At 60.5% G+C, this 13,468-nt stretch carries 10 protein-coding genes; 6 read left to right on the top strand and 4 right to left on the bottom strand.

All coding sequences use genetic code 11. The features are described 5' to 3' along the window. The coding region (locus Q0M35_RS06500; RefSeq protein WP_295313405.1) for an aldo/keto reductase at window positions 1-960 on the top strand (960 nt) is incomplete at its 5' end. 10 nt (window positions 961-970) lie between these two features. Here Q0M35_RS06500 and Q0M35_RS06495 read toward each other — a convergent pair. The 3 genes from Q0M35_RS06495 to Q0M35_RS06485 all read right to left on the bottom strand — a co-directional run bounded on the left by Q0M35_RS06495 (window position 971) and on the right by Q0M35_RS06485 (window position 5,480). After that, a complete protein-coding gene (locus Q0M35_RS06495) occupies window positions 971-3,259 on the bottom strand; it encodes a TRAP transporter fused permease subunit (protein ID WP_295313404.1) in 2,289 nt (762 codons plus the stop codon). Window positions 3,260-3,382: 123 nt separating this feature from the next. After that, on the bottom strand, window positions 3,383-4,381 hold the full coding sequence (locus tag Q0M35_RS06490; RefSeq protein WP_295313403.1) for a TAXI family TRAP transporter solute-binding subunit: 999 nt from the start codon (window positions 4,379-4,381) through the stop codon (window positions 3,383-3,385). Window positions 4,382-4,565: 184 nt separating this feature from the next. Beyond that, complete coding sequence (locus tag Q0M35_RS06485; protein WP_295313402.1) at window positions 4,566-5,480, bottom strand: LysR family transcriptional regulator; 915 nt, start codon at window positions 5,478-5,480, stop codon at window positions 4,566-4,568. A gap of 155 nt (window positions 5,481-5,635) precedes the next feature. Here Q0M35_RS06485 and Q0M35_RS06480 point away from each other — a divergent pair, with 155 nt between their 5' ends. From Q0M35_RS06480 to Q0M35_RS06465, 4 genes are all read left to right on the top strand, one after another. After that, window positions 5,636-6,736 (top strand): tartrate dehydrogenase, encoded by a 1,101-nt coding sequence (locus Q0M35_RS06480; RefSeq protein WP_295313401.1) that lies wholly within the window; start codon window positions 5,636-5,638, stop codon window positions 6,734-6,736. Between the two features lie 58 nt (window positions 6,737-6,794). Next, complete coding sequence (locus Q0M35_RS06475) at window positions 6,795-7,880, top strand: tartrate dehydrogenase (RefSeq protein WP_295313400.1); 1,086 nt, start codon at window positions 6,795-6,797, stop codon at window positions 7,878-7,880. Beyond that, on the top strand, window positions 7,877-8,800 hold the full coding sequence (locus tag Q0M35_RS06470; protein WP_295313399.1) for an alpha/beta hydrolase: 924 nt from the start codon (window positions 7,877-7,879) through the stop codon (window positions 8,798-8,800). Before Q0M35_RS06475 ends, Q0M35_RS06470 begins: the two co-directional genes overlap by 4 nt. A gap of 218 nt (window positions 8,801-9,018) precedes the next feature. After that, window positions 9,019-11,340, top strand: a complete 2,322-nt coding sequence (locus Q0M35_RS06465) for a DUF3604 domain-containing protein (protein WP_295313398.1) — start codon at window positions 9,019-9,021, stop codon at window positions 11,338-11,340. Window positions 11,341-11,356: 16 nt separating this feature from the next. Here Q0M35_RS06465 and Q0M35_RS06460 read toward each other — a convergent pair whose 3' ends face one another. Continuing rightward, on the bottom strand, window positions 11,357-12,220 hold the full coding sequence (locus tag Q0M35_RS06460) for a LysR family transcriptional regulator (RefSeq protein ID WP_295313397.1): 864 nt from the start codon (window positions 12,218-12,220) through the stop codon (window positions 11,357-11,359). A 95-nt stretch (window positions 12,221-12,315) separates the two neighbouring features. Here Q0M35_RS06460 and Q0M35_RS06455 point away from each other — a divergent pair, with 95 nt between their 5' ends. Continuing rightward, on the top strand, window positions 12,316-13,389 hold the full coding sequence (locus tag Q0M35_RS06455) for a sodium-dependent bicarbonate transport family permease (RefSeq protein ID WP_295313396.1): 1,074 nt from the start codon (window positions 12,316-12,318) through the stop codon (window positions 13,387-13,389). The last annotated feature ends 79 nt before the right edge of the window (window positions 13,390-13,468 follow it).

The following is a 13,468-nucleotide window of genomic DNA, read 5'->3' as shown; positions in this document are numbered from 1 at the left end:
ACCGTTTCTGAAATCGGCCTCGGATGCCTGAGCTTTGCCGGCTTTTACGGACCGAGCGACGAAAAAGAAGCGCATACCACACTTGCAAAGGCACGTGATCTCGGGATCGATTTTCTGGATACCGCAAATGTGTACGGCATGGGCGCGTCGGAAGAGATCATCGGGTCGTTCCTGAAGAGCGGCGGGCCGGGGTTCACCATCGCTACAAAAGCCGGCATCTGGCGCGACAAAGAGCAGGGCAACCGCGGGTTCAACAACAAACCCGATTACCTGCGCCGCGAGCTTGAAGGCTCGCTCAGGCGGCTGGGGCTGGAGCAGGTTGATCTTTTTTATGTGCATCGCCGGGACCGCGAGATCGAGATCGAGGATGTGATGGAGACGCTGCTGACCTTTAAAGCCGAAGGCAAAATCGGCGGCATCGGATTTTCCGAAATTGCACCGGCATCTTTGCGACGCGCGGCGGCCGTGGGGACCGTCGATGCGGTCCAAAGTGAGTATTCGCTCTGGACGCGCCAGCCAGATCTCGGACTGCTGACCACCTGTGAAGCTCTTGGCGTCACTCTGGTGCCCTATGCCCCGCTCGGACGTGGCATTCTCGCTGATGAAATGCCGGACCCCGCCACCTTTGGAGACAGTGATTTCCGGCGCCGCAATCCGCGCTTTACCGAGCCTGCGTTCAGTCTGAACATGCAGCGTATCACGGAGTTCAGAAAACTTGCTCAGGAACTGGGCACGACGTCAACGGCCCTGGCGCTCGCGTGGTGTCTGGCGCGGGGCGAGCGGGTTATCCCGATCCCTGGCACCCGGACGGCACAGCATCTGGCACAGTGCGCCGCCGCAAGTGATCTGGAAATGACCAGCGAGATCATGTCTGCGCTGGAGACCGTGCTGCCATGTGGCTGGGCGCATGGCGACAGATATTCTGCCGCGCAGTGGAACGGTCCGGAAGGGTACTGCTGACCGTCTCTGATCAGTCGAGACCTTTGACCGCAATCTGCGCATCCGGCGCCGGTTTCAGCACTTTCTGGACGAAATACAGCCCGGCAAACATTGCAACACCGATCAGGTCAGTGGTGAGTCCGCCCGAAATCATAAAGAGCGCCGCCAGCACAATGCCCACCCGCATAAACCAGGCAGCGCGCGCGCCAAAGAACCAGCCCTGGACGCCTGCAGACAGCAGGAACACCCCGAAGATCGCGGTGACGGCGGCTTTGAGCACGATGAGCCATGCACCCTCCATCAGGATGGCCGAGCTGTAGAAAAACATGAAAGGCACGATAAAGGCCGCGATGCCGATTTTGAAGCTGGCCACCGATGTTTCCATCGGGTTGGAGCCCGAAATGCCGGCAGCCGCATAACTCGCAAGCGCCACGGGGGGCGTGATCGCCGAGAGAACCGCAAAGTAAAAGACAAAAAAGTGCGCGGTCAGCAGCGGGATGCCGAGCTGCACCAGGCCCGGTGCGACAACCGAGGCCGCCACCGCGTAGGCCGCTGTGGTCGGCATGCCCATGCCCAGCAGGATCGCGATGCACATCGCGAAAAAGAGCGCCAGAAGCTGGCTGACGCCGGCAAGATCGAGGAGCAGTGCAGAGAAGCGCGCGCCAACACCGGTCAGCGAAATCACACCTACGATGATGCCGGCACAGGCGCAGACGGCGATGATCTGAATGGACATGATCCCCGCAAGCTCAAAGGCTCGCAGGATCGAGCGCAGGCCCATCCGGTTCGGTGTCAGCCATGAAACGACAGCCGCGGCGACCGTTGCCAGCGTGCCGGCCCGGATCACTGAATAGCCCATGAAGAGCGCCACAATCAGAATGATGATCGGGATGAAGAGATAGATCTGGCGCACGAGCTTGTTGAACTTCGGCAGTTCATCCTCGCGCATACCCCGCATGCCCAGCTTGGCGGCCTCAAAATCGACCATGAAGTAAATGGATACGAAATAGAGAACCGCGGGGATAATTGCGGCGATGGCGATCTCGGTGTACGGAATACCTGTGATCTCGGCCATGATGAAGGCGCCGGCGCCCATGATCGGAGGCATAATCTGGCCACCGGTGGATGCCGCGGCCTCGATCGCGCCAGCGGTCTTTTTGTGATAGCCGACCTTTTTCATCAGGGGGATTGTGAGCGAGCCCGTGGCGACCACGTTGCCCGCCGAGGTACCGTTGATCATGCCCATCAGACCCGACGCGAAGATCGCAACTTTGGCCGGGCCGCCCCGGGCGCGGCCCGCAGCGGCGAAGGCGAAGTTCACAAAGTAATCGCCCACTTTGGAGGCCTGCAGGAAGGCCGCAAAGATGATGAAGAGGATAATATAGGTCGAGGAGACCGCAGTCGTCGGCCCGAGAATTCCCGCATCGGAATAGACATGGCCGAAAAAGCGCTGCCAGGTATAGGCGTTTGTGACGGCGAGGATGCCCGGCATAAGATGTGCGGTGAAGGTATAAAGCAGGAAGATGCCTGTGATGATAACCAGCGCCAGACCCGCCACCCGGCGTGTCAGTTCCATGATCATGGCCGAGCCGGCCGTCGCCGCAAAAGCAACGCCGATGGGCACAAAGGTGGTGCCAACCGAGTTACGCGCGGCTGTGCCGTAGATTGCGACCAGATAGGCAGCGACCACAATGGCGCAGACCGCAAGGACGATGTCACTGAAGGCAAAGGCCGTGCGCTCGCGACGCTCAAACCAGCCCAGTATGATCCCGCCAAAGGTGGCCACGAGCAGCGGAATGCCGAACCAGCGCACTTCGCTGATGTAGATGTCGGTGCCCGGGAAAGCGGCCCATGTGGTCAGACCGCCCATCTGCGGCAGGGTATCGGAGTTGATCAGGTTGAAATAGCCGATGGTTGTGAAGGCGGAAATAAGCGCAGGAATAAGAAGCAGAGCTGCAGCCAGCGATATGATGCGCGGGCTGGTTTTTGCGTCTTCGTCTTCGGACGGGAAAATATGCGCGGCAAAGAGCAGAAAACCAAGCGCCAGTGCACCTGCAATGTGCACGATGCGGAAGTTCCATGTCTCCAGCGGGAACTGCGGCAGAAACGGCAGTTCGATGCCTGTCATTGATGACAGCGACACCCCGTTCAGCGCCAGCATGTGAAACGAGGCATAAACTGTCGCCAGCGTCGCGAGGATGATGCCGGAGGTTCCGGCGAATGTGCGGCGGTTACGCTCTACGGGTTCTTCATCAACGCCTTCGGCAAGAACAATATCGTCTGTCGGCCCACCCTGCGGCGTGATTGATTTGTCTGACATTGTTCCCCCGGTTTCAAAATCTGCGCGCTTTTCATGGCGCAAAGCTGAAAATGCCTGCGCCACTCAGAGCGGCGCAGGCCGATTTCTCAACAGGTGCCCGTCAACGGGGCGCCTGAGCAACAGTTACATATCACCGTGGATCATGTCTGCAGAAATTTGCGCACCGGCATTTTCGGTGAACCAGCGTGCGGCACCGGGATGCCATGCCATAACGGTGTTCCGGTCCCAGAACTCGGGAAGCGAGGATTGGGCCGCGCGATGTGCAGTCACCATACGCTCGTTGTCGGACATGACCGCGTCAACAACCTCGTAGATGAAGCTCTCGGGCAGGTCACAGTTGGCGATCGCGAAGTTCCACATGGAGACTGAACGGGCCGGTGCTTCGAGTGTGGTGTAGGCTGACTCAGCAATTTCAAATGCTGCAACCGGGAAGGCTTCGATGATTTTCGCCTGCTCTTCTTCGGTGAACTCGATGATGTTGATGTCGGTCTGCACTTCGAGCTGCGACACTGCCGGAACCGGTACACCGGCGGCAAAGGCGATCACATCCAGCAGGCCGTCCTGAAGCTGACCGCCAAGGTCAGACCAGCCGCCGTTGCGACGGTCGAAATCGACACCAAGCTCTTCCATCATGCGCGGGAAATACGTGTCGGACGTCGAGCCCGCCGGGCCGAAACCGATGGCTGCACCAGCCGGAATATCCGCGATGGATTTGATGCCCGAAGACGCCAGCGCAGTCACCGAGAACGGTGTCTGGTACATCGGGAACATTGCGCAGGCGTTGTCCATCTGCAGGCCGGGTGCGATCGGGTTGCCGCCGCCGATGGATTCTGCGGCCGGACCCATTGTGGTCATGCCGAACGCGAGATCACCGGTGTGCACCAGCGCCATGTTCTGCATCGGGCCGCCGGTGACTTCAGCGCCGCCGTTGACGCCGAGCACATCAGATACAATGCCGGCCCAACCGGAGCCGTAGCCGAAATAGGTGCCGCCCTGCGAGCCGGTGCCGACAGTGAAGCTGTCCGGCCATCCGGTCTTGTCGACGTGACCGTCAGCAAATGCAACGGTTGCCGTCATTACAGTTGTCGCGGCCACGGCCGTCATTCTGGTGAGTACAGTCATAAGGATTTTATCCTCCCCTTAGGTTTTTTTTGCGCGTCTGACCGCCGGGCCGGGTGTGACTTTCACCGTCCCGACGTCACAAATCTGCGTGGTGTAACGTATAGGCCGCGCGGCGCGTCTCTCAAGGCTGTATTCACCAATATACTGCCTTTTATATTATACAATAAATTTATGTAATTTGATTTTATGCGGTCGCAGAGAGTGCCGCGAGGTCTTTTTCCAGCACCGACATAAAGCCGTCGCGGGCTGCGTGCCGGGTGTCACGCAGCCAAACGGCGGCCAGTGCAAGTTCTCCCTTTGTCTGGTTCTGGTCCGGCGCAAGATCGATGAACGTCACGCCCCCGACACCAAGGCGCGAGGCCCACCTCGGCACGATCGCGAGCCCCACACCGGTGCCCACAAGGCTCACGATGGTCTGTTTCTCTTCGGCGATCTGGGCCACGCGGGCGGTCAACCCCGCTTCGAGAAACAGTTTCATGGTCATATCGTGGCTGTGCGGGCGCGAACGGCGGTCGGGTACAATAAGCGGCTCCTCAGCCATATCTTTCACCCGGATCACTTTTCGGGAGGCAAGCCGGTGGTTCTGCGGAACGGCCACCACAAGTGTTTCTGAAAAGAGCGGTCGGAATTCGAGACGGGCATCGCGTACTTCAGGCGGGCGGACAATCGCAATATCGAGTCGTCCGGTAAGAACCCTTGGCAGCAGGCGGATGGTTTTCTGCTCCATCAGTTCAATGGCGACATCCGGCAGACCGGCGCGCAGCCGTGGCAAAATCTGAGGCATCAGCCCGGCTGCGGCACTGTCGATCACTCCGATCCGGAGTACAGCGCTTTGTTCCTTCTGCTGCTCGCGAAAGGTGGCTGCGAGCCTCTCGGCACGCGCGACGACATCGCGCGCTGCTTCGACAAATTCACGGCCTGCATCAGTGAGCGAGACACTGCGCGTTGTCCGCACGAGCAGCCGGCCGCCAAGGCTCTCCTCCAGCAGCCGGATGTGCCGGCCCAGCGACGCCGGCAGCATGTTGAGACGCTGCGCCGCCCGGCCGAAATGCAGCGTATCGGCAACAGCGATCAGGCACCGCAGCTGTCTGAGTTCCATGGAAAGCCCGCATATTATTTAACTATTAAATATAATAATCTTTCATTGCGCTTACCTCGTCAAGTCGCAGATACAAGGGCCAAACTCAAGCGGCACCGATCCGCGATCAGACGCCACACCTGCCGCCGGTGCCCCCTCAGCAACAGGACTCACTTATGAAAACGTACAGGATTGCGGCCATACCCGCCGACGGGATCGGCCCCGAAGTTATCGACGCAGGCAACGAGGTGCTGGCCGCACTCGCGGAGCAGGTAGGTGACATTGCCTTTGATGTGACCACTTTTGACTGGGGATCGGATTACTATAAAAAGCATGGCGTTATGATGCCCGAGGACGGGCTGGAGCAGCTCAAACCCTTTGATGCAATATACTTCGGAGCGGTCGGCGCACCGGATGTGCCCGACCACGTGACGCTCTGGGGGCTCAGGTTGCCGATCTGTCAGGGGTTTGATCAGTATGCCAATGTGCGGCCCACAAAGATCATCCCGGGCGTGCAATCGCCGCTGCGCAATGTGAAGGTCGGCGATCTCGACTGGGTCATCGTGCGCGAAAACTCCGAAGGTGAGTACTCCGGCCATGGCGGACGCGCGCACAAAGGCATGCCCGAGGAGGTTGGCACAGAAGTCGCGATTTTCACCCGCGCCGGTGTCATGCGGATCATGCGTTATGCTTTTTCACTGGCGCAGCAGCGACCGCGTAAACTGCTGACCGTGGTGACCAAATCCAACGCACAGCGGCACGGCATGGTGATGTGGGATGAGATCGCAGCAGAGGTATCGAAAGAGTTTCCGGATGTAACCTGGGACAAGATGCTCGTAGATGCGATGACCGTGCGCATGACCCTGAAACCCCAAAGCATCGACACGGTCGTGGCCACCAATCTGCATGCCGATATTCTCTCGGATCTGGCCGGTGCGCTGGCGGGCAGCCTTGGCGTGGCGCCCACCGCAAACATCGACCCCGAAGGACGCTACCCGTCCATGTTCGAACCTATCCACGGATCAGCCTTTGACATCACCGGGCAGGGCATCGCAAACCCGGTCGCGACCTTCTGGACCGCTGTGCAGATGCTGGAGCATCTGGGCCAGCCGCAGGCCGGCGAGCGCCTGATGAGTGCGGTTGAGCGTGTCTGTGCAGCCGGTATCATGACTCCGGATGTGGGCGGCACCGCCACCACACGAGAGGTCACGGATGCTGTGATAGAGGCGCTCCGGGGCCGCAACGCTCTGGCCTCGGGTTTGAAAGCGACAGACTGAACCAGCTTGTCCGGCGTCTGCGCCGGACCGTGGACAATATGCCTGAAAGGCAAAGGATATGACCGAAAACACCCTGAAAATCGCCGTAATCCCCGGAGACGGCATTGGCAAGGAAACCGTGCCCGAAGGTTTGCGGGTTCTGGAAGCGACTGCAAAGCGATTCAGTCTCGGGCTCGAATTCGGGATTCATGATTTCTCCTGCGCTGAGTATTACGAGGCGCATGGCGAGATGATGCCACCGGACTGGAAAGACCGGGTGGGCGGCAGTGACGCGATTTTTTTCGGGGCGGTGGGCTGGCCGGAGAAGATTCCCGATCACATCTCGCTCTGGGGCTCGCTGCTGCAGTTTCGCCGCGAGTTTGACCAGTACGTCAGCCTGCGGCCCGCTCGCGCGATGCCAGGCGTGCCGCTGCCGCTGGCGGGGCGTGAGGCGGGCGATATCGACATGATGATCGTCCGCGAGAACACAGAAGGCGAATATTCGTCGATCGGCGGCCGCATGTTCCCGGGCACTGACCGCGAGGTGGTGATCCAGGAGACGGTGATGAGCCGGATCGGGGTCGACCGGATCTTAAAATACGCCTTTGATCTTGCGGAAAAACGCAGCGGGCATCTGACCTCGGCCACGAAATCGAACGGCATTTCGATCACCATGCCTTACTGGGACGAACGGGTGGAAGAGATGGCGAAAAGCTATCCGGACGTGCGCGTCGATAAGTTCCATATCGATATTCTGACAGCACAGTTCGTGCTTCACCCGGACTGGTTCGATGTGGTCGTGGCCTCGAACCTCTTCGGTGACATTCTGTCTGACCTCGGGCCAGCCTGCACGGGAACAATCGGTATTGCGCCCTCGGGCAATATAAACCCGGAGGGGCGGTTTCCGTCACTTTTCGAACCGGTCCATGGCTCCGCGCCGGATATTGCGGGCAAGGGCATCGCCAACCCGATCGGACAGATCTGGGCCGGGGCAATGATGCTGGAACATCTGGGCCACATCGACGCCGCACGCGCCATGGTCTCGGCCATTGAGACCGTCCTGGCGGAAAAAGCGCTGCGCACGCCAGATCTGGGCGGAGATGCCGACACGAAGACCTGCGGCGAAGCTGTGGCGGACGCGGTTCTGGATGGTGCTGCCGGGTGACCGCATCGCGGCATATGCCCGGGTTTACGCTGCACCGGCGCGTGGTGAACGGAGTGACCATCAACTATGCGGTGGCCGGTGAAGGCCCCGGGCTTCTGCTGCTGCACGGGCATCCGCAGACGCATATCGCCTGGCGCAAAGTGGCGCCGGAGTTCGTTGCGGCGGGTTACCAGGTCGTGGCCGCCGATCTTCGCGGATACGGTGACAGCGGCAAACCGGAAAGCGGGCCGCCGCACGCAACCTACTGCAAACGTGAGATGGCGCGCGATCAGGTAGCGCTGATGGCAGAGCTTGGACACACGCGGTTTTCTCTCATTGGCCATGACCGTGGCGGACGGGTGGCGCACCGCATGGCGCTGGATCATCCTGAGGCCGTGGACAAGATAGTTGTTGTCGATATTGCGCCCACGGCGACGATGTATGCGCGCACTGATAAGGCGTTCGCGACCCGGTATTTCTGGTGGTTCTTTCTCATTCAGCCCGGTGGCCTGCCGGAGCGCATGATCGGCGCAGACCCCGCATATTTCCTGCGCCGGCATATTGACGGGCAGGTCAGAACGCCGGATGCGGTCTCTGACGAGGTCTTTGCCGAATATCTGCGGTGCTACGAGGATCCGCGAACCATTCACGCGATCTGCGAGGATTACCGCGCCGCTGCCGGGATCGATCTGGAGCATGATGCAGCGGATGACGGCCAGAAAATAACCGCCCCGCTGCTCGCGCTCTGGGGTCGCAAGGGCGTGGTGGGCGAGCTTTACGATGTACTGCACACCTGGCGGGAAAAGGCACATGAGGTGGAAGGCGAAGCGCTGGACTGCGGGCATGCTGTGCAGGAAGAGGTGCCGGAGGCGTTTTCCCGCAGGGTGCTGGATTTCCTCGGCCGCTTAGGTCACGCGGGAGGGCTGTCGTGCGGGACCTGATAGCCACCACCGCGTGCGCTGTTGCAAAAACCGGGCGGTCTGGCTTGCGAAATGCCGCGCTGAATGTGACGCTCGGCCGGCGGCACAGCCTCAGCACTGAGAGTTTCGCAAACCGCCCGCACGGGGCGGGCTGTTCTCAGAGGCGCTCGCCAGACTGATCTTCCGGCACTGACGCCCCGCGCCTGTTGCCGGCGCAACTGCCCTGGGAAAGGTGACATATGTCCGACACGATGCCTGAAATGACCCCGCCTGAAATCAATAACGGTGCATTGCGGGCGCCGGTGGACCCGGGCCTGCTGGGCACGGCCGTGCTGGATAAACCGGGCGCTTATGAGGCCGGCAGCTTTCAGAGCTTTACGCTGACGTATACCTGCGGACGGTTTGGCATCGACGACAGCGGCAGCCTGCGGGTGGCGTTCCGCTTTGCAACCGATCAGACAAACCCGCAGTTTGACGACCCGCAGGCGCCCGGATTTACAGAAGTCACCGCGTCCAACAATGCGGTCTTGCAGACGCGGTTTGATCCCAAGGGCAACATCCGCCCCTGGGACAGGACACTGCAGATCAAGGTCGTGAAGGGTTTCATGAAAGAAGGCGATACGATCACCATCCGCTTTGGCGTCACCGATCAGGGCGGGCCGGGCATGCGGCTGCAGACTTTTTGCGAGAGCCGCTATGAGTTCCGGGTGCTGGTTGACCCGATCGCGACTTATAATTTCCAGACCCTTCCGATGCAGCCGGCGATTTCGATCGTGCCGGGCCCGCCTGAGACCTGGGTGGCCGTGGTGCCCTCTACTATCGTGCCGGGCGAGCCCTTTACGCTCAAGATCAAGGGAGAGGACCGCTGGGGCAATCCGTCGGACCAGGCGGACAAACGCCTGAGCCTTCGCGCCAGTCAGACGCTGGGCGGGCTGCCCGACGTGATTGAGATGAAGCCTGGCCGATTTGCCACCGAGGTCGGGGGGCTGACGGTGGGTGCAGAAGGCCCGCTGGCGATCACCATCCATGACAGTGACGGCGCCCTGCTGACCACCTGCAACCCGGCTGAGGTCGTGGCGGCACCGAAGCGACGCAGCTTCTGGGGCGACCTGCATGGCCAGTCCGATGAAACACTGGGCACGAACAGTGCTGCCGATTATTTTGCTTTCGGGCGGGACCGCGCGTTTCTGGATGCCTGCGCGCATCAGGGCAATGACTTTCAGATGACGGATACATTCTGGAAGGACCTAAACAAAGTCACTGCACATTTTAATGAGCCGGGGCGGTTCGTCACCCTGCCCGGCTATGAATGGTCCGGAAACACGGCACTTGGCGGCGACCGCAATGTGTTTTTTCCCGTGGAAGGACGCATCATGCGGCGCTCTTCACATGCGCTGATCGAGGATCAGAGCGACGCCGGCACGGACTGCCACACGGCGGGCGAACTCTTTGAAGCCTTTGCCCGGGAAGAGGAATGGGACGTCATCTGCTTTGCGCATTGCGGCGGACGGTATGCGGACATCACGCTGGCCCATGACGGGCGTTTTGAGAAATCAGTGGAGGTCCATTCGGCCTGGGGAACGTTTGAGTGGATCGTACAGGACGCGTTCAAAAGCGGCTACCGCGTCGGGATTATCGGTAATTCGGACGGGCATAAAGGCCGCCCGGGCGCCAGCTATCCGGGCGCAGGCTGGTTCGGTGCAGTGGGCGGGCTCACCTGTTTTCTGATGCCCGAACTGACCCGCGAAGGGCTTATCGGCTGCATCAACCGGCGTCACCACTATGCCACGACCGGCGGGCCTTCGGGACGTATGCGGATGGAAATTGACATGACCTTTGATCAGGACGCCACGCTCTGCATCGATGATCCGGCACTGGTCAGCGATTACCATAGCGAAGCGTGCACAGCCGCCATGATGGGCGATATCGTGCACCTGCCCGGCGGCGATGCGCAGCTTGATTTCAAAGTATCCGCGGCGTCGCCGGTGCGCCGGATCGATATCTTCAACGGGACCGATCACCTTGAATGCATCCGTCCGTTCGCGAATGAGGCACCGGGCAATCGTATCGGGATGCTCTGGGAAGGCGCTGAATACCGGGGCCGCTTTCGTGCCGTGCCCTGGGACGGATCGGCGCATTTCACCGACGCTCATATCCGCGAAGCCGTGCCGGTGAACTTCTTCAACCGTGACAAGACGCTGGATATGCCGGACGCGGAAACACTGGAATGGCAATCGGTCACGACCGGCAATCTCGCAGGGTTCATTGCGACGCTCGACGACAGCACTGCCGGCATGCTGGACATCCGCACGGCCCTCATCAACGAAACGGTCGCGCTCAGCGACATCGGATACGAGGATACCGTGCTCGATGCCTCGGACATCCTGCCGCGCGGGATCAGGCTTTTCCGGCTGCCGGATGAGAACACTCACAAGACGGTCAGTATCACGCGCAGCCTCACGCCGCAGGTAGGCCGGGACAATCCGTTTTATGTGCGCGTGACGCTTGAGGACGGCACGCAGGGCTGGACCAGCCCGGTGTATGTTCTGCGGTCAGTCTGACCACCGCGCAAAAGGGTCACATGCCGGCCAGAGTACTGAGCGCCGGGTGGGTGAAAGTGCGCGGCACCGTCACAGCAAAGAAGGGCTCGGCAATCCCGAGGTCAAAAGGCGCTGTGGCAACCCGGCCTGACGCGATCTCATCGGCAAGCACCACCGCCGGCGCAACGGCGAGACCCGCGTTTTCACGCGCGAGCAGGCGCACCATCGCCATATCATCGACATCAGCGAGAATATGCGGGGTGACCCCGAGCTTTGCGATCAGATTTTCAAATCCGGCGCGGATCACATTTTCGGTGGGCAGAATAAGCGGTTCGGTTCTGAGCAGGTCACGCAGCGTGTCGTGACGCAACCTGTCGGGATGACCGTGTATGCCGACAGGCTGCTCTGCGATTTTCTGCGCGGCGAAAGCTGTGGTTTCACCGCCGGCCGGAATTTCCGTCGTCAGAACGACATCAAGGCTCAGAGTTTCGAGCCGGGCCAGCAGCGTGGCCGTATTGCCGGATTTGAGGACCACCCGGTGGCGCGGATCACTGAGCAGCGGGCGGATAAACTGCATCTGAAAATTGCGGGATAGCGTCGATAGTGCGCCAATGCGCAGCGGCCGGTCAACGTCGCTGCTGAGATCGAGGGTCGCCAGAAGGGCGTCGCCTTCGGTAAAGATCCGTTCAGCGTGCTCCAGCGCAATCTTTCCGGCTTCGGTCAGCACCAGACGTCGCCCCACGCGATCAAAGAGCGCATGCCCCAGACGGTCCTCAAGCTGGCGGATCTGCATGGACAGGGCCGACTGCGACACATTCAGCCGCTCCGCCGCGCGGCCCAGATGCCCGCCGGATGCAACTTCACGGAAATACCGCAGATGATGATAGTTGAGTTGCGCCATTGTTCACTTATTATGAATGATATCATCTGAAAGATATATTTTTATTTATCTTTTGGCCGCGATATCACCCCTCTGAACACAAAAAGGGGTCAGAAATGGATATCGTCGTTACAATTTTAAGCTCACTTGCCGAACAGCTGCAAAAGCCGACACTGGCATTTCTGATCGCCGGCATGGTGCTGGCTGCGATGGGCAGCAAATTCGAAGTGCCCGAACCGGTATATAAATTCATCGTCATTCTGCTGCTGCTCAAGGTGGGTATGGGAGCCGGTATCGCCGTGCGCGATGCGAATTTCATGGAGCTCTTTGTCCCGGCGCTCGGGGCCGCGGTTGTGGGGATCGCCATCGTGCTGCTCGGCAGCCGGACACTCGCCCGGCGCAAGGGCATCAGTGAAGTCGATGCGTTGGCCACGGTCGGTCTTTTCGGCGCCGTCTCAGCCTCCACGCTGGCTGCCGGCATGGCCATTCTCGACGACGCCGGCATGTTCTATGAAGGCTTCATCGGCGCGCTTTACCCCTTCATGGACATCGCCGCCCTTGTAACGGCCATTGTCATGGCACGGATGTCGGCGGCACGGCGCGCGGCAGGCTCTGTGACCGTGAATGCCGGCGGCACAATGACCGCAGGCGGCAGCAGCAGCATGGGCGGCCCCGGCAAGGGTGTGATCGAAGAGGGTCTGCTCAGGAACATCCTTGTCGACACCCTGCGCAGCCCCGCGATCTCTGCGCTGCTGGCGGGTCTGGCGCTCGGCCTTCTGTCCGATCCGAAGTCGGTCTATGGCAGCTTTTACGAGCCGCTCTTCCGGGGCTTGCTGTCAATTCTGATGCTGATCATGGGCATGGAAGCATGGGCGCGGGTCTCTGAGATGCGGAAAGTCGCACATGCCTACATTCTGTATGGTGTGACGGCGCCACTCATCCACGGCATGATCGGTTTCGGCGTTGGGCTGATCGCGCATGAAATGACAGGGTTCTCGGCAGGTGGTGTCGTGCTGCTCGCTGTGATGGCGGCATCAAGCTCGGACATCTCCGGACCGCCGACGATGCGCGGTGCTTTGCCCGATGCCAATCCCTCGGCCTATGTCGGCACTTCTACGGGCATCGGCACACCGGTCGCGATCCTGTCGATCCCGCTCTTCGTGGCTCTGGCCGAAACCTTTATCGGCTGACGCGCTGATCAAAGACCGGGAACCAGCGGGGGCGGTCTCTTCAGGGGGCCACCCCTTTTTAATTTGCACGGGTCAAGGC

The sequence above is a fragment of the Roseobacter sp. genome, assembly GCF_024639605.1.
Taxonomy (GTDB): Bacteria; Pseudomonadota; Alphaproteobacteria; order Rhodobacterales; family Rhodobacteraceae; genus Roseobacter.
Note: the sequence above shows the minus strand (reverse complement) of the source record. Positions and strands in the feature narration are given on the sequence as shown.

What these genes read in the sequence shown, in the direction of transcription:
- Q0M35_RS06465 (WP_295313398.1), top strand. Translation starts at nt 9,019, where the DNA reads ATGTCCGACACGATGCCTGAAATGACCCCGCCTGAAATCAATAACGGT.
- Q0M35_RS06480 (WP_295313401.1), top strand. Translation starts at nt 5,636, where the DNA reads ATGAAAACGTACAGGATTGCGGCCATACCCGCCGACGGGATCGGCCCC.
- Q0M35_RS06485 (WP_295313402.1), bottom strand. Translation starts at nt 5,480, where the DNA reads ATGGAACTCAGACAGCTGCGGTGCCTGATCGCTGTTGCCGATACGCTG.
- Q0M35_RS06460 (WP_295313397.1), bottom strand. Translation starts at nt 12,220, where the DNA reads ATGGCGCAACTCAACTATCATCATCTGCGGTATTTCCGTGAAGTTGCA.
- Q0M35_RS06455 (WP_295313396.1), top strand. Translation starts at nt 12,316, where the DNA reads ATGGATATCGTCGTTACAATTTTAAGCTCACTTGCCGAACAGCTGCAA.
- Q0M35_RS06495 (WP_295313404.1), bottom strand. Translation starts at nt 3,259, where the DNA reads ATGTCAGACAAATCAATCACGCCGCAGGGTGGGCCGACAGACGATATT.
- Q0M35_RS06475 (WP_295313400.1), top strand. Translation starts at nt 6,795, where the DNA reads ATGACCGAAAACACCCTGAAAATCGCCGTAATCCCCGGAGACGGCATT.
- Q0M35_RS06490 (WP_295313403.1), bottom strand. Translation starts at nt 4,381, where the DNA reads ATGACTGTACTCACCAGAATGACGGCCGTGGCCGCGACAACTGTAATG.